Below are 21216 nucleotides of genomic sequence, written 5' to 3'. Positions count from 1 at the left end.
AATGTAAGACTATACAAATGAGAATAAAAAGGAACATTTGTTCTTATTCTAACAAACATTCTCTCTCCTGTCTACACGATTTCTAAAGTAAATTAAATATTTTTCTGACATTTCTTTCTTTTTCATTTTTTATCTCATACAATAAACATACAGACAGGCAAAGGGGGAGTTTTCAAATGATTGCGTTTTTTATTGATTTTATTACGGTTGCTACCCTCATCATCGGAATAACAGCATTAATCGGTGTCATTACAAATAGCATCGGCGAAAAGCTCTTTGGTGGAAAAGAAAAAATGAAGTTTGTTAACAAAAGTTTGGATGTACAATCTGGCTGGAACCAAGTTGGCGGAAAAGGCATTTATAAAAAACGCACGTATTAAAAAAAGCAGGTGGTTAGCCTGCTTTTTTTATTTTCCTACGGATGCCCACTTAAAGCTTAATTCACCGCCATATTTGTGGATATACACATCTTTAATCGTTTCTCTTTCTAATATAGATCTGCCGCGTTGGAATACTGGCGCAATTGCTGCATCCTCAAATAAAATTTTCTCTGCTTTTAACAGTTCATTCCAACGTCCTTTTACATCTGAGCCTTCTTGCTTTGCCTTTTTAATAATGTCATCATACTGAGCATTAGAATAAGCCATTTTATTTTGTGAACCATCTGTTATAAACATATCAAGGAATGTGATTGCATCAGGAAAATCAGGTCCCCATCCAGTAAATGAAATATCAAACTGTCCACTATCTTCAAGTTTTAATTTTTGCGCAAATGGTTGCATCTTAATTGTTACTGTTAGACCTGGTAAGTTCTTTTCTAATTCTCCCTTTACATACTCACCAATTTTCTTAGATTCTTCATTATCAAAGTTTAAAAATTCTAGTTCTATTTTATCCTTACCTAATTCTTTCTTGCCTGCTTCCCAGAATTTTTTAGCTTCCTTCACATCGACTTTCGAAAGCTTTCCATTTTCTTTTCTGAAATCTTGCTTATCTGGTCCCTTAACAAAATCAGATGGTACTAAACCATAAGCTCCCTTAGAACCGTTGTTTAAAATAACCTCTCCAATACCATCTCGATCGTATGCACTAGAAATAGCCTTACGAATATTTTTGTTAGCTAATGATGGATTTTTTTGGTTAAAACGCAAGAAGAATACAGTTGGATCATTAATTGTTTTAAAGTCTTTTTGTCCTTTATATTTATCAACTAACTCCGCTGATAAACCAACTCTGTCAATCGCATTCGTATTATACAAATTAACAGCTGCTCCTGTATCTTTTACAACATTAAAGTTAACTTCTTCTAACTTCACTTCTTTTTGATCCCAATAATTTGGATTTTTCTTTAATTTGAAACTTTGTTCATGTTTCCATTCATTTAATACAAATGGACCGTTATACAGAGTTGTATTTGCTTCCAAACCAAATTTTTCTCCCTGTTCTTTCATATATTTCTCATTTAATGGGAAAAATAGTGGATACACAGTTAAATCGAGAAAGTATGGAACTGGATTATCCAATTCAACTTCTAATGTATAATCATCTATTGCTTTAACACCTAATTGATCCGGTGATAGCTCTCTTTTATTAATTTTTTCTGCATTTTTTACATCTAACATAATATATCCTGATTTTGCTGCCGTATCAGGATTAACAGCTCTTTGCCATGCATAGACAAAATCTTTTGCTGTTACAGGGTCACCATTCGACCATTTAGCGTCTTCCCGCAATTTAAACGTATATTTTTTACCATCTTCTGATTTTGTATGAGATTTTGCCACACCTGGAACTAACTTATCGCCTTTTCCAAGTCGATACAGCCCTTCCATTGTATTATTCATAACTTTTGAAGAAGCAGCATCCGAGGCAAGTGTTGTATCCATTGTCGGAATTTCAGACACTTCTGTTAGATTAATAACTTGCTTCGCACCGCTTTTCCCGCTATCCCCTTTTGCGTTTGCTTGCGGTTCATCTTTTTGATAGCTACATGCCCCTAACATCATGCTCATCGCTACTGTTGATGCTACAAAAACTGGTATCTTTTTTTTCATACTTCCACCCTCCAAAAAAATGTTAGCCCTTTCATTTTCAAACAGAAAGAAATATATATATGTTCTAATAATTCATATTATACACACAAATATATTTTTTGTATATTTATATTTCTATTTCATTAAAATTTTATGTAAAAAAATATATCTTTGTAAACGTTTTATATTGCTGATTATCTTTACTAAAGTACCAAAAATAATTATTTTTATATTTTTCTAAATTATCAGAGAAAAATAAATTTTATATTTTATAATACTTTATGTATAATTATCCCAACCTTTTTAACATAAAATAGCAGTCCCTTCATATTAAAAATATGTAGGCTAAAATGAGTGCAAAGGATAAGAAAGTATGTTACGATACATTTTGCTAAAAATAGATATCGGTAAAGAGGGGACGGACATGACAGCAATTCAGGAAAAAAATGGGCCGACAGAGAAATTAAGTTTATTCTTATTAACATGGCCTATTTTTCTAGAAGTTTTTCTTTTTATGTTGATGGGGATCGCTGATACTTTCATGTTAAGTGCATTATCAGACGATGCTGTATCTGGGGTTGGTGCAGCGAATCAATACCTCCATATCGCTATTTTGGTATTAGAAGTCATCGGGAACGGCGCAGCTATCGTCGTATCTCAATACCTCGGTTCCAAACGCTTTATGGAAGCATCTAAAATATCAGCATTAGCCGTCACATTAAATTTAATAGTTGGGCTCGTTATAAGCGCTGGTTTTCTTTTATTTTCGAAACATATGATGCTCGCAATGAACTTACAAGGCGATGTACTAACGTATGCGCAAAACTACTTATCTATCGTCGGAGGAGCCATCTTCCTACAAGCTATTATTAACTCATTAGCCGCAATTATCCGTGTACACGGTTTCACAAAGCAAGCGATGTTTATTTCACTCGGAATGAATATTATTCATATCGCTGGAAACTACGTACTCATTTTCGGGAAATTTGGTTTCCCTGAGCTCGGTGTACAAGGGGCTGCAATTTCTTCCGCTATCAGTCGATTGATCGCACTTATTGTTTTCTTCTGGTTACTATACCGCGTTATGGAATATCGCGTGAAATTACAATATTACTTCACTTTATCCAAAGAATACATTGGGAAAATTTTAAAAATCGGTATTCCATCTGCATTTGAACAAGTGATGTATCAAGCTTGTCAAATCGTCTTCCTTTATTACGCAACGTACTTAGGAACGGAATCATTAGCTGCTAGACAATACGCTACTAACATTTCCATGTTCACTTATTTATTTGCAATTGCGATTGGTATGGGAACAGCCATTATTATTGGCCGCCTTGTTGGTGGTGGCGAAAAGGATGAAGCATACGAACGCTTATGGAAAAGTGTAAAATGGGCGATTGGTGTAACTCTATGTATGGTCGCTCTCGTTATTACATTCCGTACACAATTAATGGGACTGTTTACAGATAATCCGCACATTATCGGGTTAGGCGCAAGTGTTCTTTTACTAAGTGTACTACTTGAAACGGGACGTACGATGAATATCGTCATCATTAATTCGCTTCGTGCAGCTGGTGATGCAAAATATCCTGTTTTAATCGGTGCATTCTCTATGGTGTTAATGAGTTTACCACTAGGTTACTTTTTCGCCTTTCATTTAGATATGGGGCTCGTTGGTATTTGGCTAGCGATCGCCATCGACGAATGGACGCGTGCCATTATTATGTTCTTCCGCTGGAAAAGCAGGGCGTGGGAACGTTACGCACTTGTGAAACCAGAAGAGCAAGACGAGATTGGTTCTGTTCAGGCACAGTAGTACTTGTTTGATCATGATGTATTTATTAATAAATGCAATTTATATCGACTTACCGACAACTCATTTATATAGTATAGAAAAAAGCCATCCTTCCTTAATGGAAGAATGGCTTTTTTTATTATTGATAAATCTCTTTATATTTCTTATACTCTGCTTCAGAACATAGTACGAAATGTCCTGGGCGAATTTCACGCATTGTTGGCACTTCGCTACCGTAATCATGCTGCGATGGATCGTATACGATACGTTTACGATTGCGCTCATAATCTGGATCTGGTAGCGGAATTGCTGATAATAGTGATTTCGTATATGGATGAACTGGATTCGCATATAACTCTTCACTTGTTGTTAGCTCAACGATTTGACCACGGTACATTACACCGATGCGGTCACTAATGTATTTTACCATTGATAAATCATGGGCAATGAATAAGTATGTTAGACCTTTTTCTTTTTGTAGCTTTTTCAGTAAGTTTACAACTTGCGCCTGAATCGATACGTCAAGTGCTGAGATCGGCTCATCCGCAATGATAAATTCTGGTTCTACAGCAAGCGCTCGAGCGATACCGATACGCTGACGTTGTCCACCTGAGAATTCGTGCGGGAAACGGTTCGCGTGCTCTTTATTTAAACCAACTGTGTTTAATAGTTCATGAACACGGTCCATGCGCTCTTTTTTACTTTTCGCTAATCCGTGAATATCAATACCTTCTGCGATAATATCCCCTACTGTCATACGAGGATTTAATGATGCGTATGGATCTTGGAAAATCATTTGCATTTTACGGTTGAATTTCTTCAATTCTGCGCGTGATTTCTTACCATGTACGTTTTCACCATCGAACAATACTTCACCAGCAGTTGCATCATATAAACGAATAATCGTTCTTCCAGTAGTTGATTTACCACAACCTGATTCTCCTACAAGACCAAATGTTTCTCCGCGGTAAATATCAAATGAAATATCATTAACCGCTTTGACAACACCACCACTCACGTCGAAGTGCTGCTTTACATTTTTTACTTCAATTAATTTCTCACGTTGTTTAGTCATGTTGTTCACCTGCTTTCATTTGAAGAATACGTTTTTCAACGACTGCCGGCGGTTTTACCTCTGGAGCTTGCTCGTGAAGTAACCAAGTTGCCGCATAGTGTGTATCACTTACTTTAAATAAAGGTGGGTCCATTTCAAAATCAATTTTTAGTGCCTGTGGGTTACGTGGTGCAAAAGCATCACCCTTTGGCGGCTTTAATAAATCCGGAGGCGTTCCAGGAATTGCATATAACTCTTCCTCTGAGCCATCTAAACTTGGCATAGATGCGATTAAGCCCCAAGTATATGGATGTTTCGGATTATAGAAAATTTCATCTACAGTTCCAATTTCAACAACTTTACCAGCATACATAACTGCCACTCGGTCAGCAACGTTTGCTACTACACCTAAGTCATGCGTAATGAAAATAATTGCCGCTTCTGTTTTTTGCTGAATGTCTTTCATAAGTTCTAAAATTTGTGCCTGAATCGTAACGTCTAGCGCTGTTGTCGGCTCATCGGCAATTAATAATTTCGGGTTACAAGCTAACGCCATCGCAATAACTACACGCTGTCTCATACCACCTGAGAATTGGTGAGGATATTGTTTTAAACGAGCTTCTGGATTTGGAATACCTACAAGGTCGATTAATTCTAAAGCAACTTTACGTGCGTCTGCTTTACTCATCCCTTGGTGTTTAATAAGGCCTTCCATAATTTGATTTCCAATTGTCATCGTTGGGTTTAATGATGTCATTGGATCCTGGAAAATCATCGCGATATCTTTACCACGTACTTGCTGCATTTCTTTTTCTGTTAATTTCGTTAAGTCACGACCTTCAAATACGATCTCACCATTTTTAATGCGTCCAGGAGGATTCGGAATTAATCCCATTAACGCTTTAGAAGTAACTGATTTCCCTGAACCAGATTCTCCTACAATCGCCAATGTCTCTCCTTTTTTCAAATCAAAAGTAACGCCGCGTACAGCTTGTACTTCACCTGCATGTGTATCAAAGGAGACTTGTAAATCTTTTACCTCTAACAATGTTTTCATCTTTGCCTCTCCCCTCTTTTACTTACGCATTTTTGGATCTAACGCATCGCGTAATCCGTCTGCCATTAAGTTAAACGCTAAAATTAATATACTGATGACAACCGCAGGGATGAACATCATATGCGGATACGTTTGAATAGATTTATAACCGTCATTTACAAGAGAACCAAGTGACGCGAATGGTGGCTGAATACCTAAACCGATGAAGCTTAAGAACGCCTCACCAAACACCGCCGTTGGAATTGTAAACATTGTCATTACGATAATTGGTCCCATTACGTTCGGGATTAAGTGTTTTACAATTAATTGTGTATTTGTTGCACCTAATGTACGAGATGCTAACACATATTCTTGGTTTTTTAATTTCAGGATTTGTCCACGAACGATACGCGACATCCCTATCCAACCTGTAATTGCCATTGCGAGTGTAATTGACCATATACCAGATCCCATAATGATTACCATTAAGATAACGATGATTAAGTATGGAATACCGTTAATAATCTCCATAATACGTTGCATAATATTATCTACTCTGCCGCCATAAAACGCTGAAATACCTCCGTATGCAACCCCAATTACTAAGTCAATTGCTGCTGCTAAAAGAGCGATATATAATGATACTCGTGTACCTTCCCATGTTCTTGTCCATAAATCACGACCAAGATCATCTGTACCAAACCAGAAATACTCTTTAATATCACGTTTTTCATATTGGTTAACACCATATTGATCTGTACCGTCAAATGGTAACCAATGAACATTTTCAATAACAGGAATTTTCGGTGGCATTTTCGCACGACCTAAATCTTGCTCTTTATACGAGTGTTTACTTACCATCGGTCCAAAAATTGCTAGTAATATAATAAGGCTTAATAATACGAAACCAAACATCGCGCCTTTATGTTGGAACAAACGTCTTCTTACATCTTGCCAAAACGTTAAGCTTGGACGGGCAATGACTTCATTATCCACATTATTTTGATTGGCTTGTTGAAATAAATCTGGAGATAATTTTTGTACATCTTTCATCACTTTTTCCCTCCCGCTAAACGAATTCGAGGATCAATAATTCCGTATAAAATATCGACAATGAAAATAACTAAAATGAAGATTGCACTATAGAAAATTGTAGTTCCCATAATAACTGTATAGTCATTCACTGTAATAGATTTAACGAACTGTTCCCCTAGTCCTGGTACAGCATAAATTTGCTCAATAACTAATGTACCTGTGATTAAACCTGCAACCATTGGTCCTAAAATTGTTACTACTGGAATTAACGCGTTACGAAGTGCGTGTTTGATAATGATAACGCCTTGGCTAATCCCTTTCGCCTTTGCTGTTAAAATGTAATCGGCTTGCATAACTTCAATTAACTCGGCACGAGCGAAACGTGCGATTGTTGCAATAACTGCCATCGATAAAGCAATTGTAGGCATTACTGTAAACTCTGGTCCTTTCCAGAACGCTACTGGGAACCAACCAAGTTTTACCCCTACGAAATATTGTAGTAAAGCGGCGAATACGAATGATGGTACCGACATCCCGAGTACGGAAATAATTGTCGCTCCATAATCGACCCATGTATTGTTACGAAGTGCCGCAACGATTCCTAAAATTAAACCGATAAATGTTCCTAATATAATCGCTTGTAAACCAAGCTGTGCTGATGGTCCAATGCGATCCACAATCATATCTGTTACTGGACGGTTATCATATTGGAATGATACCCCTAAATCACCTTTTGCTAAGTTACCTAAGTAACGTGCATATTGAACTGGTACTGGATCATTTAAACCATATTTTTCAAGAATGATTTCTTTTTGTGCCGGTGATAGCTTCTCCTGATTTTTAAGCGGAGAACCCGGAAGTAATTTCATCAAAAAGAAAGTCAGCGTAGTAATTAAAAATAATGTCAAAGCCATGTACACGAAACGTTTTAATACATAACGTCCCATAGTCAAGCACCTCCCCGTTTTTCTCAAAAGCAATAAGATAGTTTAAAATATTCTTACTTTTATTTTTTTAAAATAAGAGCATATGCCCATCATAGGCATATACCCTTATTCATGATGGAAACCATTTTTAATTTTTGAGTTCAACCCACTTATAGCTAAATTCTCCGCCATATTTATGTTCTAATAGGCCAGTAATTGAGCCACGTTGTAAATATGCTTTTCCAGGTTGATATACTGGAGCAATCGCAGCATCTTCAAGCAGTTGTTTTTCCGCTTTTAATAGTGCATCCCAGCGAGCTTGTACATCAACTTCTGTTTTTGCTTTTTTAATTAAATCATCATACGCTGAATTTGCGTAATTTACTTTGTTTTGCGCATTACCTGTTGTATACATTTCAAGGAATGACATTGGATCCATATAATCTGGACTCCATCCTGCATACGACATCGCATAATCTCCACTTGCTTCAAGTTTTAATTTTTGTGCAAATGGCTGCATTTTTGTCGGAACTGTTAGACCTGGTAAGTTCTTTTCAAATTGGCCTTTTAAATACTCTCCGATTTTTTTAGCATCATCAGTATCAAAGTTTAATAGCTCTAACTCTACTTTCTCTACACCAAGTTCTTTTTTACCAGCTTCCCAATATTTTTGAGCTTCTTTAATATCCTCTTTTATAAGCTTTCCGTTCTCTTCACGGAAGTCTTTTCCATTCGGACCTTTTGCTAAGCCTTTCGGAACAAAACCATATATCCCCTCTGAACCATCGTTTAAGATAACTTTTCCGATATTTTCACGTTCAAAGGACATTGCAATTGCTTTTCGGATATTTTTATTTGCTAAAAATTTATTCTTTTCATTTAAGCGAATAAATTGTGTAGATGGCCTCTTAATCGTTTTGAAATCAGCATCTGATTTGTATTTATCTACAAACTCTGATGTTAACACTACACGATCAATTGCTTTCGTTTCATATAAATTTATAGCAGTTGAACGATCCTTAACAATATTGAAGTTTATTTCTTCAAGTTTTACTTCTTTATTTTCCCAATACGTTGGATTTTTCTTAAGTTGGAAGCTTTGTTCATGCTTCCATTCATTTAATACGAATGGACCATTATAAAGTGTCGTATTGGATTCTAATCCAAATTTTGCTCCTTGTTCTGTTACAAACTTCTCATTCAAAGGATACAATGTTGGATAGACTGTTAAACTTACAAAATAAGGAACAGGGTTATCTAATTCCACTTCAAGTGTATGATCATCAATTGCCTTTACACCAAGTTCTTCAATTGGTAATTCTTTTTTGTTAACTTTCTCCGCATTTTTAACATCAAATAGTATGTAAGCAAACTTGGCACCCGTATTTGAATCTACAGCTCTTCTCCAAGAATAAACGAAGTCTTTCGCTGTTACAGGTTCACCATTAGACCATTTCGCATCTTCACGTAATTTAAATACATACTTTTTGCCATCCTCTGATTTCTCATAAGATTTTGCGACACCTGGAACAAGTTTATCATCTTTCCCCAGACGATATAATCCCTCCATTGTATTATTCATGATGTTAGAAGATGTTGCATCTGTTGATAACGTCGTATCCATAGTTGGAATTTCAGCTGTTTCGGTTAAATTTAACACTTGTTTGTTTGAGGATTTTTCTTTTGCGCCTGCTTTATTGTCCTCTTTTTGGTAACTACAAGCCCCTAGCATACTGACTGTCAACGTCGATGCAACTAATAACGGTATCTTTTTCTTCATGTTGTGTTGCCTCCCCTACTTGCACTTCCTGTACCCTCACTTGTTAAAAAGTAGAATTGAAAGAATAATCTCCAAGTTTCTACAATTTTCATTATACATATAATATAACAATTGTGAATATAGTTTTTTGTTTTTTTGTTAAAATTTTTAATAAAATGTTTATATTTTTATTTTTTTGTAAAGGGATACGTTAACATTGATACCATCATCTTGAAATCAGACCTTTAATTGCGTATAATTTTCAAAAAATTAATTCTAGTACATATTATAGCTTTTATAGTATAATAATTCTAGTAATATTTTGACGGAGGGGAACATTTTGAATAAAGTTTTTTTTCATACTTGTATACTAATTTTCATAGCGATAATCGCTTCTAGTATTGGCGCATTCCTCATTTCATCGCAATTTTTGTTGAATTTTGTCAACATCTTGTTTTATATTGCACTGTTTTTTATTCTTATCGGCGGTTTTTTATACATATTTCAAAATGGTTTTTTCAATGTAACCATTTACGCATTCCAAAGAGTATTTGGTACGAATAAAAAGATTGACTCTTTAATTGAAGAAGTCGAGGAACCTACAGATAAGAAAGAACGTATTTATAAAACATATTCATTCAAATGGACATATCCAATTTGTATTACAGGTATCGTTCTTGGGTTGTTCTCGACCCTTATTAGCTTTACTATTTTGATGTAGTTTGCAAACACTATCCCATATGATATAATAATCAGCAAAACATTTTGTTATAAAACTTTAGTTCTTTCATATTAAAAGAGCTCAAGTAACAATAAATAAATTTATATGTATGCGATGATAAAGAAGAGTACATATTGAGGCAATTTCAGAGAGCTTGTGGTCGGTGTGAACAAGTAATTGTACAGTATGGAATGGGCTTTTGAGCACCAAACCGAACCGAAAGTAGTAGGCTTTGGCGTTATATCCAAACGTTATTATGGATTAGAGAGATTTCACAGTAGTGAAATAATTAGGGTGGTACCGCGGTCCATTCGTCCCTATAGTTTTTGGGATGAATGGGCTTTTTTGTTTGCCTTCTCTTCCCCCATCACGCATTCAATTTTAGGAGGAATTACTTATGTCAGTTATCTTTTCTGGTATTCAGCCAAGTGGAACGATTACACTTGGAAACTATTTAGGAGCCATGAAGCAGTTTACAGAGCTTCAAAATGAACACGACTGTTATTTCTGTATTGTAAACCAACATGCGATTACAGTACCTCAAGATCCCGTCGGGCTTCGTAAAAACATCCGCAGTCTTGCTGCACTTTATGTGGCATGTGGCATTGACCCTGAAAAAGCTACTTTATTTGTACAATCAGAAGTACCAGCACATGCTCAACTAGGTTGGATCATGCAATCTGTTGCTTACGTTGGAGAATTAGAGCGTATGACGCAATATAAAGATAAAGCTTCTGGTAGAGATTCAGTTCCAGCTGGATTACTTACGTATCCACCATTAATGGCTGCTGATATTTTACTTTACAATACTGAAATCGTGCCGGTTGGTGATGATCAAAAGCAACATATCGAATTAACACGTGACCTAGCAGAGCGTTTCAACAAACGTTACCGTGAAATCTTTACAATGCCTGAAATTCGTATTCCAAAAGTAGGAGCTCGCGTTATGTCATTAACAGAACCTACGAAAAAAATGAGCAAATCTGATCCGAATCCAAAATCAATGATTAGTATGCTTGATGAGCCAAAAACAATTGAAAAGAAAATTAAGAGTGCTGTTACTGACTCTGAAGGTATTGTAAAATTTGATAAAGAAAACAAACCTGGTATCTCTAACTTATTAACAATCTACTCTTCATTCTCTGGAAAAACAGTTGAAGAAATTGAAGCAATGTACGAAGGAAAAGGATACGGCGACTTCAAAGGCGACCTAGCGCAAGTAGTCGTAGAAGCAATTCGTCCAATCCAAGACAAATATAACGAACTAATCAACTCACCAGAACTAGACGAAATTCTAGACAAAGGTGCAGAAAAAGCAAACCGCGTTGCATTCAAACAACTACGCAAAGTAGAAAACGCAATGGGACTAAGCAGAAAACGTAGGTAATTTATAAAGCGGAGGCGACTGCTTAGCCCTGACGGCTAAGGTTCTTTCCCACAGAAGGTGCTTTTTACCTTCTCGTGGGGAAGGTTCTTAGACGCGAAGGGCTAGGAGCCGGAGCTGGATTTCTATATAAAGCGGAGGCGACTATTTAGCCCTTCGTGCCGAAGCTAAGTTACAACAAATTAAAAAAACCGCCAATTGGCGGTTTTTTAATTTACCTTTTGCTCATTTTCCATTTCCCATAACTTTTCAAAAAATGGCTGTCCTTTTACGAGACGCTCGCATAATTGTTCATGTTTCTCAGACCAGCCAGCTTTCGCTTCATCATACAGTCTAGCCCAAATATCCTCGAACTCCATATGTTGAACCGTTCCATATGCTGATGGATCCCACTCTGTGTACCAATAGCGAATCTCTGCTGTATTTTTCGTTGTATGTAATTGATCTAACGCCATAAATAATAATTGTTTTAGCTGTCTTTCTTTACGAGTCAAGCCATTCATAATGAAAGGCGATGGTGATAAAATGTGATGTTCTTTTTCTGTTTCTTCTACTTGGAACTCATACTTTTCTGCTTGTACGTTTTCTACCATCTCATATACCATCTGCTCTTGGCGTGGTATAAGTCTGCTTTTGCGAATTGGTACATTGTAACCAATTGTGTCAATCGCAATAATTCCTTTTCCATCTGTAATAACAAAGCAATACTCTTGCTGCAAACGTTCATGATTTTTACGAATATAAGCCTTATGATGTACGTCTTCCAGCATTTTTTGCGGAAGCTCTAACAATTCGTTCTCGATGTAATGATATAATGTGGCATCTACTTTTAATAATGGCACTTGATCTAATAGCTCAATCGTATCATCTTTCCGCCATTCGTAAAAATGACAAACGTTATACCCATTCTCTTCACCTTCAAACCAATTTACCCATACATCATGTAGATATAACATTCACTACCCCTCACTTCACTACTGTTTGTACCAATCATTATGTTCATTTTTGCTTAACTTTATTCCACTTGAGGAAATATATTCTAATTATTATTTTTTCTTCTATTAATACTAAAAAAAACAGGAAATAGAGCCCCTGTTTTTTTATATATGAAATGTATTTGCTTTATTCAATATTTCTTTTGCATCTATAGATAATAAAGAAAGTGTATCTTCTCCTTCCAAAGTTACACAATCTTTGACAATATGAAATCCAAGCGCATAGCCAAGCATCTTCGGATAAGAGTGAAAGCCATTTAATAAGATGTCATGTTCCCTTGTTCCTCGTTTTATACTTATTCTTTCATGTACAACATTTTTCCAATAATAAATAGCCTCTTCTTTTGAAAGATACGCCGTCCACGGTGCATTGTTTTTTTCTGAATATCTTTCCGTCACTGCTTGCTCAGCTAGCCCTTCCATAATCATTGTATCAAGTAATGTATATTCTGTTTCTTTCGTCTCAATTTGATGTAACCTGCATATGTGATGGTATTCATGCGCCAATAACACTTTTAATTCTTCTACCGAATTCCGTCCACATACGAATAAGAAAATAACATGACGCATAGATAATCCAGCCCTACCGTTATACTCTTCTTGCACAGTTCGATTATAGGAATCTGATAATAAAATAAAGACAGGGACATCCGGACCTTTCAACCAATTTTTCAATTTATCATACTCCAGGCTCAACTCTTTCCAAATTTCCTTTTCCTCTAATTCTTTAATTTCCTTTTCCCCGCGCATGATCGGGCGATACATCCCTTTTGAAATTAAAAAGCGATACAACCTTTCTTTTGGCAACGGAATATACTTCGTAAATTTCTCACAAAGTTTCTCTGGCCGTCCATAATATAAATGTAGCCATTCAGCTGTTTCAACAATCCCCATCTTTATCCCTCCTTTTTCTTATGTATATGCTACAGGAGAAAAAGACGTAAAAATAAATAAGGAGTTTTTTCGCAATATAATGCGGAAAAACTCCTTATTTTATCTATTATTTATACGATTTAAATACTAACACTGCGTTATGACCACCGAATCCTAATGAGTTACTTAATACTGCATTTACTTCTTGGTGTCTCGCTTGATTCGGTACGTAATCTAAGTCACATTCTGGATCTGGTGTCTCATAGTTAATTGTTGGAGGAATTACTCCGTCTGTAATTGATTTAATAGAGAAAATCGCTTCAACAGCACCAGCTGCTCCTAATAAGTGACCTGTCATTGATTTCGTTGAGCTAATTGCTACTTTATACGCATGCTCACCGAAAGTTTCTTTAATTGCCATCGTTTCATATTTTTCATTCGCATCCGTACTTGTACCATGCGCATTAATGTAATCAATATCTTCTGGCTGTAGGCCTGCATCAGCTAAAGCTTGACGCATTGCACGCACTCCGCCTTCACCACCAGGAGCAGGCATTGTAATATGGAATGCATCACCAGTTGCACCGTAACCAGCGATTTCCGCGTAAATGTGAGCACCACGAGCTAATGCGTGCTCTAATTCTTCAAGAATTAAAATACCTGAACCTTCACCCATTACGAAACCGCTACGGTTTTTATCAAACGGACGGCAAGCCGTTGCTGGGTCTTCATTAAATGTTAATGCTTTCGCTGAGCTAAATCCTGCGAATGCCATACTTGTTAGCGGCGCTTCTGCTCCACCTGTAATCATTGCATCAGCATCACCACGCTGAATTGCTTTAAATGCATCACCAATTGAGTTTGCACCAGATGCACAAGCCGTTACAGAACAAGTGTTAATTCCTTTTGCTCCTGTTGCAATTGATACTTGGCCTGCTGCCATATCTGGAATCATCATCGGTACGAAGAATGGACTCACGCGGCGCGGGCCTTTCTCAGTAAAAATCTTAAATTGTTCTTCGTATGTTTCCATACCACCAATACCAGATCCAATCCATACACCAATTCGAGGTCCATTTTCTTCTGTAATTTCAAGCTTTGCATCTGCAACTGCCATTTTCGCTGCTGCTACTGCATATTGTGTAAAGCGGTCCATACGGCGCGCTTCTTTTTTATCAATATATTTCTCGACTTCAAAGTCGTTAATTTCCGCTGCTACTTTTGCTGGAAATAGTTCTGGATCAATTCTTGTAAGTCGCCCGATTCCAGATACACCCTTTTTAATGTTTTCCCATGCTGTTTCAACATCTGTTCCGACCGGTGTAACAGCTCCTAGTCCTGTAATTACGACCCTCTTTTTTTCCATACAAAATACACTCCTTTTTTTCTCTCAGTCCTTATTTACCCCAACGAAGAGCGACTGCTCCCCATGTTAATCCGCCGCCAAAACCAACAAGTATAATTAAATCACCATCTTGAATACGTCCATTTTGCAATTCCTCTACCATTGCAATCGGAATTGAAGAAGCTGATGTATTACCAAACTTTTCAATTGTCATACTCATTTTTTCTTGTGGTAAATTTAATCTCTCTCTTGCAGATTCCATAATACGAATATTCGCTTGATGCGGTACTAAGAAATCTACATCCTCTTTTGTAAGACCAGCCTTATCCAGCACGCGAAGACAAGATTCACCAAGTTGACGAACGGCAAATTTAAAGACTTCTCTGCCATTCATCATAACATACTCGTCTTGATATAGATGCTTACCGCCGCTTCCGTCTGCTCCTAATTCGAAAGATAGAACGCCTCTTCCTTCTGAAACTGCTCCCATTACGATAGCACCGGCTCCGTCTCCAAATAATACCGCTGTATTTCGATCATTCCAGTCTACAATTTTAGATAGCTTATCACTACCAACTACTAATACGTTTTTATAAGTCCCCGTTTGAATAAATTGCTGCGCTGTAATCATTCCGTACATAAAACCAGCGCATGCTGCACCTACATCCATTGCAGCTGCATGTTTCGCTCCAATCGCTTCTTGAATGACACAAGCTACTGCTGGAAACGCACGATCTGGTGTTACTGTCGCCACTAAAATAAGATCGATATCTTCTCCGCTAACCCCTGCATCTTCAAGTGCTTTTTTCGCAGCCTCTACGGCCATATATGAAGTATCTATTGTATCATCGGCAATGCGTCTTTCTGCAATTCCCGTTCTCGTACGAATCCATTCATCGGATGTATCCATTATTTTCTCTAAATCGTGATTTGTGACTACTTTTTCTGGCACATATCTTCCGATCCCTAAAATGCCCACGTTCACATCGCAGCCCTCCGTTTTATATCAATTATTATGACTTGGTACTAATTTTAAAACATAAATGTATTTTTGTCTAGAATATATTTCGCATAAAACAGAAAGCTAACGCATTATCCACTTTATTTTTCATTAAAAGAAACAGAATCATACCTTTTCGTGTTTCATTCCAAATAAAAAGGCCCGAACCGCTTCTACTCACGATTCGAGCCTCCCCTCCATCAAAAAAGAAGGATTTTATTCTTGATCTGCTTTTCTTCTAAACTAGAGAGTTCTCTTCACTACTTTTCCTTTATCCTATTCATATCTCTAGTTTTCCCCCAGGCGAGAATAAAAAAGGCCCTGACCGCTTCTATCCACGGTTCGGGCCTCTCTTCCATCTTAAAAAGATGCTTTTTATTCTTTATCTGCTTTCCCAAGCTCATAAGCTTCGTTCATAACTTTCATTAACAACTCTAACACCGGCTGTGCCTTCTCCATATCAAGTGCAATTCCATTATCATCTAAAATTGCCTTTGCTTCCGGTAAATGCTTCATTGCGATTTGTAAAAACTGCATGCTTTTTTCGTTCATATTATACTCTTCCTCTCCATTAAAACTTTCACATACAATAGTGTAACACGCGTACTACCCTTCGTATAACTCTTTATATTTTTTCATGTGTGCCAGTTGCTTATTTAAACCGTATTCTAACGGAGTATTTCTTTTTATCGAAATTACTTCGATAGCCTCATCTCTTACTTCGCTATTATTTTTATTTACTTTATCATCCGCGCGTAAAAGATTCATACCTTTTTCCCATAATGACTGTTTACCACTAAGTAAATTGTATATACCAAGATGCGCCCCGTTCGTTCCATGTTCCCATAAGTATTCACATACATCTTCAACGTAAAGTAAATCATTCCCCTTTTCCTCAATCGTACAACGGCACTCTTTTTCAACTAATTCTGATAAAATAAGCTGATGAAACATCATAAAGGACGGTTGCCACGGTCCATATAATGTTGGAACTCGAAATACACTATATTGTAAATTCCCTTTTTTCAATCCTTCTTCTACTTTCAAAAATAGGCGCTTATTTTCGGATTCATCTGTACTGCCTACTTCAATAGAAGAAATTAAATTTAACTTCACTTTTTGTTCTTCACACATTCTTATAATTCGCTTTAAATATTGTAATATGACTCTTTCATTCCGAAATCCACTTTGCTGATTTGGCTCATATAAGCAAAAATAAACAGTATCGAATCTCTCTTCCTCAACCGATCTCCATCCATCTTCATCTCTTATCGAATAATACGTAAATAACGCATTTCGCCCAATTAATAATAACTTCTCTTCATTAATTTTGGTCATACTATCGAATTCATCAAAATCAAGACCATAGACTTCCACTTCTTCTGCAATCATTTTATTTACAAGGTGATAACCTACAAACGTAAGTGCACCTATTATCAGCACGCGTTCCATACCACCAACCCTTTCCCTCTGAAACAAATAGCTCCTCATTTATGTATATGGGAGCTTCATAATTCTTCTTCATATTTTTTAAAGAAATCAGTCGTTTGCCTAACCATTTTATATTTCACATCTTGCAGATGGAACAAGACAGAAGTATCACATTGATTTAGTTGCCTCATTTTCTCATATCTACGCAACTGCTGTTTTCTTCCTCTTTTTTCTTGTGTTGATACGAAAATTTTAACAGGTACACAAGATGGAAGAAGCGTAAATGATTTCTTATTTATTTTTGATTCTAATTCTTCTTCTTTGGCATCATACGCCAAACTTAATTCCTTCACGAGTCTCTTGTAAAAAAATTTATGCTCTTTCTCAAAACTTACATATTCCGGTAAATCCAAACACGGATTTAGCATAACAACAGAACGAATACATTCAGGATATTTGTTCATCATTTCAAGTGCTACAAGCGCTCCCATACCATCTGCCATAATGTGCATTTTCGCATTTAACGTCTCTTTTCTCAAAACAACATCATATAAACGTTTTGCCAGACGAACAGATTGATCGTTTCCCCAATGTCTTCCGTATAAATTAGAGGAAAAGACCGTGTAGCCTTGTTCAATAAGACCATGTAAAAAATAAGATTTACCCGCATGTTGTGTCCATAAACTTGTACCATTCTCAATAAAGTAGTTATAATCACCGAGGAGCATAACAGAAAATCCATTTGGCTTCTCCGGTAAATAAATGACACATGGTTCTTTTTCTAAGTAAAAAAAACGTTCCGTAATACTCATTTTTCCCCCGCCTTATTTTCTAAACATATAAAAGTACTCTTTTATAATGTATGAACGGAATGCAAATTTGCGTTGAAAAATCTACAAATATTTTTCTATATTCTTTTTTCAATTGTGTTACAATAAGGACAGATTGAACGAATAGAGGTGTAAAATATGCGTTTCATTTGGGCATTAATTTGGTCGTTCTTACTTGTACATATGATGAGCTATGTAATCGGCTCTATGACTGGCGGTACATACGACTTTAACCAAGCGTCTATTTTCTCAGTTGTTCTTGCTGTGTTAGTACTAGCAATTTCAGCTGCAATTCCAAACGAGCCAGTAGAACAACACTAAAAAAAGAGTCCGGATTTTATCCGAACTCTTTTTTATTTTTATTTCACATGAACGACTAATTCGTTATTTTCTACATCAACAACTACGTGACTATTGTCAGTAATTGTTCCTGCAATTAATTCTCGTGCTAATTTCGTTTCCACTTGACGCTGTACGTATCGTTTTAATGGACGAGCTCCGTACATTGGGTCGAAACCAGCTTCTACAACAAATTCTTTTGCTGCATCTGTTAATTCTACTGTAATGTGACGGTCAGCTAGACGACCTTGTAGTTCTTTTACAATTTTATCAACAATGCCTTTAATTTCATTCGTTGTAAGAGGTTTGAATAAAATAATTTCATCAACACGGTTTAAAAATTCAGGGCGGAAATGTCCTCTTAATTGTCCCATTACAAGATCTCTTGATTCCTCTTTAATCGAACCATCTTCTTCTAATCCATCTAGTAAATGAGCAGATCCAATATTTGAAGTCATAATAATAACTGTATTTTTAAAGTCCACTGTACGACCTTGCGAATCTGTAATGCGCCCATCATCTAACATTTGTAATAAAATGTTGAATACTTCTGGATGTGCTTTTTCAATTTCATCTAATAAAACAACGGAATATGGTTTACGTCTTACCGCTTCTGTTAATTGACCACCTTCCTCATATCCTACATATCCAGGAGGTGCACCAATTAAGCGTGACACTGCGTGTTTCTCCATATACTCAGACATGTCAATGCGAATCATTTGCTCTTCACTATCGAATAAAGACTGCGCTAACGTTTTTGCAAGTTCTGTTTTACCAACACCTGTTGGTCCTAAGAAGATGAAAGAACCAATCGGGCGGTTCGGATCTTTAATACCAGCGCGAGCACGAAGAACTGCGTCTGACACTAAGCTTACTGCTTCCTCTTGTCCGATGACACGCTCTGATAAGATTTGCTCTAAGCGTAATAATTTCTCGCGTTCACCTTCCACGAGTTTCGCAACAGGAATACCCGTCCAGCGTGAAACAATATCTGCAATTTCTTCTTCACTTACTTCCTCACGTAATAAACGATTTTCTTGTTTATTATGCGCGCCCATTTCTTCCGCTTCTTTTAACTCTTTTTCAATTGCTGGAATTTTCCCGTGACGAAGTTCGGCTGCTTTATTTAAATCGTAATTACCTTCTGCTTCTTCTAATTCACGACGCAGACGTTCTAAATGTTCACGTAAGTCACGAACTTTGTGAATGTCTTCTTTTTCTTTCTCCCACTTTGCTCTCATACCACTTGCAACTTCTTTTAAATCCGATAATTCACGTTGCAATGTTTTTAGACGCTCTTGGCTACCACGATCCGTTTCTTTTCCAAGAGCCGCTTCTTCAATTTCCAGCTGCATAATGCGGCGCGTTACTTCATCTAATTCTGTTGGCATAGAATCGATTTCTGTACGAATTGTTGCACACGCTTCATCAACAAGGTCAATTGCTTTATCAGGTAAGAATCGATCTGAAATATATCGATTTGATAAAACTGACGCTGCTACAATCGCACGGTCATGAATATTTACACCGTGATAAATTTCAAAGCGTTCTTTTAATCCACGTAAAATTGAAATTGTATCTTCAACAGTTGGTTCTTCTGCTAATACTTGTTGGAAACGTCTTTCTAGCGCTGGATCTTTCTCAATATATTTGCGATATTCATCGAGCGTCGTCGCCCCGATACAATGCAGTTCACCACGCGCAAGCATCGGTTTTAACATATTTCCTGCATCCATGGCTCCTTCTGTTTTACCAGCTCCAACTATTGTATGAAGTTCATCAATGAATAATAAAATGCGTCCTTCACTCTTTTTAATTTCATTTAATACAGCTTGCAGACGCTCTTCGAACTCACCACGGAATTTCGCACCAGCTACGAGTGCACTCATATCTAACGCAAAAATCGTTCTATCTTTCAATCCTTCAGGTACATCCTTTTTCACAATACGCTGGGCTAGCCCTTCAACGATTGCTGTTTTACCAACACCTGGCTCCCCAATTAAAACCGGATTGTTTTTCGTTTTACGTGAAAGAATACGGATTACACGTCGTATTTCACTATCACGGCCGATTACAGGATCGATTTTCCCTGCTCTCACTTCCGCCACTAAATCACGACCATATTTTTCTAACGCTTCATAAGTTGCTTCTGGATTTTGACTCGTCACTCTTTGATTCCCCCGAACTGTCATTAAAGACTGTAATAAGTTATCTTTCGTAATATGCAATCTTGTAAATAATTGATTTATATCGCCTTTTTCTTCAGAAAAAGCAAGCAACACATGTTCTACTGAAATGTAATCATCCTGCAGTTTTTCTGCTTCTTTCCCTGCTCTTACAAGCAGTTGTTGCAGAGCGCTCGTTACATACAATTTTCCAACTTCTGCACCGCTCCCCGTTACAGAAGGTTTCTTTTTAATTAAACTTTCAGCACCTTGCTTTAATGCTTCTATATCAACATTCATTTTTTGAAATATACGTACTGCTAATCCATCTTGCTCTTCTAATAATGCAAGTAATAGATGAACAGTATCCACCTCTTGGTGATGATGAGATACCGCTAAAGATTGGGCACTCATAATCGCCTCTTGTGTTTTTGTTGTCATTTGATTTAAGTCCATCTTTACAGCCCTCCAAAAGTTTGACTTTCTTTGACC

19 protein-coding genes and 1 other annotated feature are annotated in these 21216 nt (G+C 36.8%); of the genes, 5 read left to right on the top strand and 14 right to left on the bottom strand.

Annotated elements, in window-relative coordinates; genetic code table 11:
* The first annotated feature begins 176 nt into the window (after positions 1 to 176).
* Positions 177 to 380: a hypothetical protein gene (locus MHH27_RS06405; protein WP_000559974.1), complete on the top strand. Its 204-nt coding sequence runs from the start codon at positions 177 to 179 to the stop codon at positions 378 to 380.
* A gap of 27 nt (positions 381 to 407) precedes the next feature.
* On the opposite strand, the gene MHH27_RS06400 is transcribed toward MHH27_RS06405, so the two are convergent.
* Positions 408 to 2054: a peptide ABC transporter substrate-binding protein gene (locus tag MHH27_RS06400; RefSeq protein ID WP_071731611.1), complete on the bottom strand. Its 1647-nt coding sequence runs from the start codon at positions 2052 to 2054 to the stop codon at positions 408 to 410.
* Positions 2055 to 2406: 352 nt separating this feature from the next.
* Between MHH27_RS06400 and MHH27_RS06395 the strand changes: the two genes are divergently transcribed.
* Positions 2407 to 3852 (top strand): MATE family efflux transporter, encoded by a 1446-nt coding sequence (locus MHH27_RS06395; protein WP_053565021.1) that lies wholly within the window; start codon positions 2407 to 2409, stop codon positions 3850 to 3852.
* Positions 3853 to 3970: 118 nt separating this feature from the next.
* Here MHH27_RS06395 and MHH27_RS06390 read toward each other — a convergent pair whose 3' ends face one another.
* The 5 genes from MHH27_RS06390 to MHH27_RS06370 form a co-directional block, all read right to left on the bottom strand.
* Entirely contained in the window at positions 3971 to 4906 is a 936-nt protein-coding gene (locus MHH27_RS06390; protein WP_016082471.1) for an ABC transporter ATP-binding protein, read from the bottom strand.
* The gene (locus MHH27_RS06385; RefSeq protein ID WP_000854346.1) at positions 4899 to 5942 is read right to left on the bottom strand and encodes an ABC transporter ATP-binding protein; all 1044 of its coding nucleotides are present in this window, start codon (positions 5940 to 5942) and stop codon (positions 4899 to 4901) included. Before MHH27_RS06385 ends, MHH27_RS06390 begins: the two co-directional genes overlap by 8 nt.
* An 18-nt stretch (positions 5943 to 5960) precedes the next feature.
* Positions 5961 to 6977, bottom strand: a complete 1017-nt coding sequence (opp3C, locus tag MHH27_RS06380) for an oligopeptide ABC transporter permease (protein WP_340941960.1) — start codon at positions 6975 to 6977, stop codon at positions 5961 to 5963.
* Entirely contained in the window at positions 6974 to 7903 is a 930-nt protein-coding gene (opp3b, locus tag MHH27_RS06375) for an oligopeptide ABC transporter permease (RefSeq protein ID WP_000534165.1), read from the bottom strand. Before opp3b ends, opp3C begins: the two co-directional genes overlap by 4 nt.
* 127 nt (positions 7904 to 8030) lie before the next feature.
* On the bottom strand, positions 8031 to 9662 hold the full coding sequence (locus MHH27_RS06370) for a peptide ABC transporter substrate-binding protein (protein ID WP_053565022.1): 1632 nt from the start codon (positions 9660 to 9662) through the stop codon (positions 8031 to 8033).
* A 319-nt stretch (positions 9663 to 9981) separates the two neighbouring features.
* Between MHH27_RS06370 and MHH27_RS06365 the strand changes: the two genes are divergently transcribed.
* Complete coding sequence (locus tag MHH27_RS06365) at positions 9982 to 10362, top strand: DUF3899 domain-containing protein (RefSeq protein ID WP_001044985.1); 381 nt, start codon at positions 9982 to 9984, stop codon at positions 10360 to 10362.
* A gap of 105 nt (positions 10363 to 10467) precedes the next feature.
* Positions 10468 to 10684: a binding site (T-box leader), on the top strand.
* 75 nt (positions 10685 to 10759) lie between these two features.
* Positions 10760 to 11749 (top strand): tryptophan--tRNA ligase, encoded by a 990-nt coding sequence (trpS, locus tag MHH27_RS06360; protein WP_000110982.1) that lies wholly within the window; start codon positions 10760 to 10762, stop codon positions 11747 to 11749.
* Between the two features lie 206 nt (positions 11750 to 11955).
* On the opposite strand, the gene MHH27_RS06355 is transcribed toward trpS, so the two are convergent.
* The 7 genes from MHH27_RS06355 to MHH27_RS06325 form a co-directional block, all read right to left on the bottom strand.
* Positions 11956 to 12702, bottom strand: a complete 747-nt coding sequence (locus MHH27_RS06355) for a YjbA family protein (protein WP_340941958.1) — start codon at positions 12700 to 12702, stop codon at positions 11956 to 11958.
* 144 nt (positions 12703 to 12846) lie between these two features.
* The gene (locus MHH27_RS06350) at positions 12847 to 13635 is read right to left on the bottom strand and encodes a DUF2268 domain-containing protein (protein WP_053565023.1); all 789 of its coding nucleotides are present in this window, start codon (positions 13633 to 13635) and stop codon (positions 12847 to 12849) included.
* Between the two features lie 106 nt (positions 13636 to 13741).
* The gene (gene fabF / locus MHH27_RS06345; protein ID WP_000412656.1) at positions 13742 to 14980 is read right to left on the bottom strand and encodes a beta-ketoacyl-ACP synthase II; all 1239 of its coding nucleotides are present in this window, start codon (positions 14978 to 14980) and stop codon (positions 13742 to 13744) included.
* 31 nt (positions 14981 to 15011) lie between these two features.
* A complete protein-coding gene (gene fabH / locus MHH27_RS06340; RefSeq protein ID WP_001100533.1) occupies positions 15012 to 15944 on the bottom strand; it encodes a beta-ketoacyl-ACP synthase III in 933 nt (310 codons plus the stop codon).
* A gap of 390 nt (positions 15945 to 16334) precedes the next feature.
* Entirely contained in the window at positions 16335 to 16511 is a 177-nt protein-coding gene (locus MHH27_RS06335; protein ID WP_001986215.1) for a ComZ family protein, read from the bottom strand.
* 54 nt (positions 16512 to 16565) lie between these two features.
* On the bottom strand, positions 16566 to 17438 hold the full coding sequence (locus MHH27_RS06330) for an NAD-dependent epimerase/dehydratase family protein (protein WP_001986101.1): 873 nt from the start codon (positions 17436 to 17438) through the stop codon (positions 16566 to 16568).
* A gap of 29 nt (positions 17439 to 17467) precedes the next feature.
* Positions 17468 to 18202, bottom strand: coding sequence for a hydrolase (locus tag MHH27_RS06325; protein WP_000028691.1), 735 nt, complete (start codon positions 18200 to 18202; stop codon positions 17468 to 17470).
* A 156-nt stretch (positions 18203 to 18358) separates the two neighbouring features.
* On the opposite strand from MHH27_RS06325, the gene MHH27_RS06320 reads away from it, so the two are divergent.
* A complete protein-coding gene (locus MHH27_RS06320; RefSeq protein WP_001211116.1) occupies positions 18359 to 18541 on the top strand; it encodes a YjzD family protein in 183 nt (60 codons plus the stop codon).
* A 38-nt stretch (positions 18542 to 18579) separates the two neighbouring features.
* Here MHH27_RS06320 and clpB read toward each other — a convergent pair whose 3' ends face one another.
* Positions 18580 to 21180 (bottom strand): ATP-dependent chaperone ClpB, encoded by a 2601-nt coding sequence (clpB, locus tag MHH27_RS06315; RefSeq protein WP_340941955.1) that lies wholly within the window; start codon positions 21178 to 21180, stop codon positions 18580 to 18582.
* Positions 21181 to 21216 lie beyond the last annotated feature (36 nt).

The organism is Bacillus sp. FSL L8-0152 (assembly GCF_038006365.1).
GTDB classification, from domain to species: domain Bacteria; phylum Bacillota; class Bacilli; order Bacillales; family Bacillaceae_G; genus Bacillus_A; species Bacillus_A cereus.
Note: the sequence above shows the minus strand (reverse complement) of the source record. Positions and strands in the feature narration are given on the sequence as shown.

What these genes read in the sequence shown, in the direction of transcription:
- MHH27_RS06405 (WP_000559974.1), top strand. Translation starts at nt 177, where the DNA reads ATGATTGCGTTTTTTATTGATTTTATTACGGTTGCTACCCTCATCATC.
- MHH27_RS06400 (WP_071731611.1), bottom strand. Translation starts at nt 2,054, where the DNA reads ATGAAAAAAAAGATACCAGTTTTTGTAGCATCAACAGTAGCGATGAGC.
- MHH27_RS06395 (WP_053565021.1), top strand. Translation starts at nt 2,407, where the DNA reads ATGTTACGATACATTTTGCTAAAAATAGATATCGGTAAAGAGGGGACG.
- MHH27_RS06390 (WP_016082471.1), bottom strand. Translation starts at nt 4,906, where the DNA reads ATGACTAAACAACGTGAGAAATTAATTGAAGTAAAAAATGTAAAGCAG.
- MHH27_RS06385 (WP_000854346.1), bottom strand. Translation starts at nt 5,942, where the DNA reads ATGAAAACATTGTTAGAGGTAAAAGATTTACAAGTCTCCTTTGATACA.
- opp3b (WP_000534165.1), bottom strand. Translation starts at nt 7,903, where the DNA reads ATGGGACGTTATGTATTAAAACGTTTCGTGTACATGGCTTTGACATTA.
- MHH27_RS06370 (WP_053565022.1), bottom strand. Translation starts at nt 9,662, where the DNA reads ATGAAGAAAAAGATACCGTTATTAGTTGCATCGACGTTGACAGTCAGT.
- trpS (WP_000110982.1), top strand. Translation starts at nt 10,760, where the DNA reads ATGTCAGTTATCTTTTCTGGTATTCAGCCAAGTGGAACGATTACACTT.
- MHH27_RS06355 (WP_340941958.1), bottom strand. Translation starts at nt 12,702, where the DNA reads ATGTTATATCTACATGATGTATGGGTAAATTGGTTTGAAGGTGAAGAG.
- MHH27_RS06350 (WP_053565023.1), bottom strand. Translation starts at nt 13,635, where the DNA reads ATGGGGATTGTTGAAACAGCTGAATGGCTACATTTATATTATGGACGG.
- fabF (WP_000412656.1), bottom strand. Translation starts at nt 14,980, where the DNA reads ATGGAAAAAAAGAGGGTCGTAATTACAGGACTAGGAGCTGTTACACCG.
- MHH27_RS06335 (WP_001986215.1), bottom strand. Translation starts at nt 16,511, where the DNA reads ATGAACGAAAAAAGCATGCAGTTTTTACAAATCGCAATGAAGCATTTA.
- MHH27_RS06325 (WP_000028691.1), bottom strand. Translation starts at nt 18,202, where the DNA reads ATGAGTATTACGGAACGTTTTTTTTACTTAGAAAAAGAACCATGTGTC.
- MHH27_RS06320 (WP_001211116.1), top strand. Translation starts at nt 18,359, where the DNA reads ATGCGTTTCATTTGGGCATTAATTTGGTCGTTCTTACTTGTACATATG.
- clpB (WP_340941955.1), bottom strand. Translation starts at nt 21,180, where the DNA reads ATGGACTTAAATCAAATGACAACAAAAACACAAGAGGCGATTATGAGT.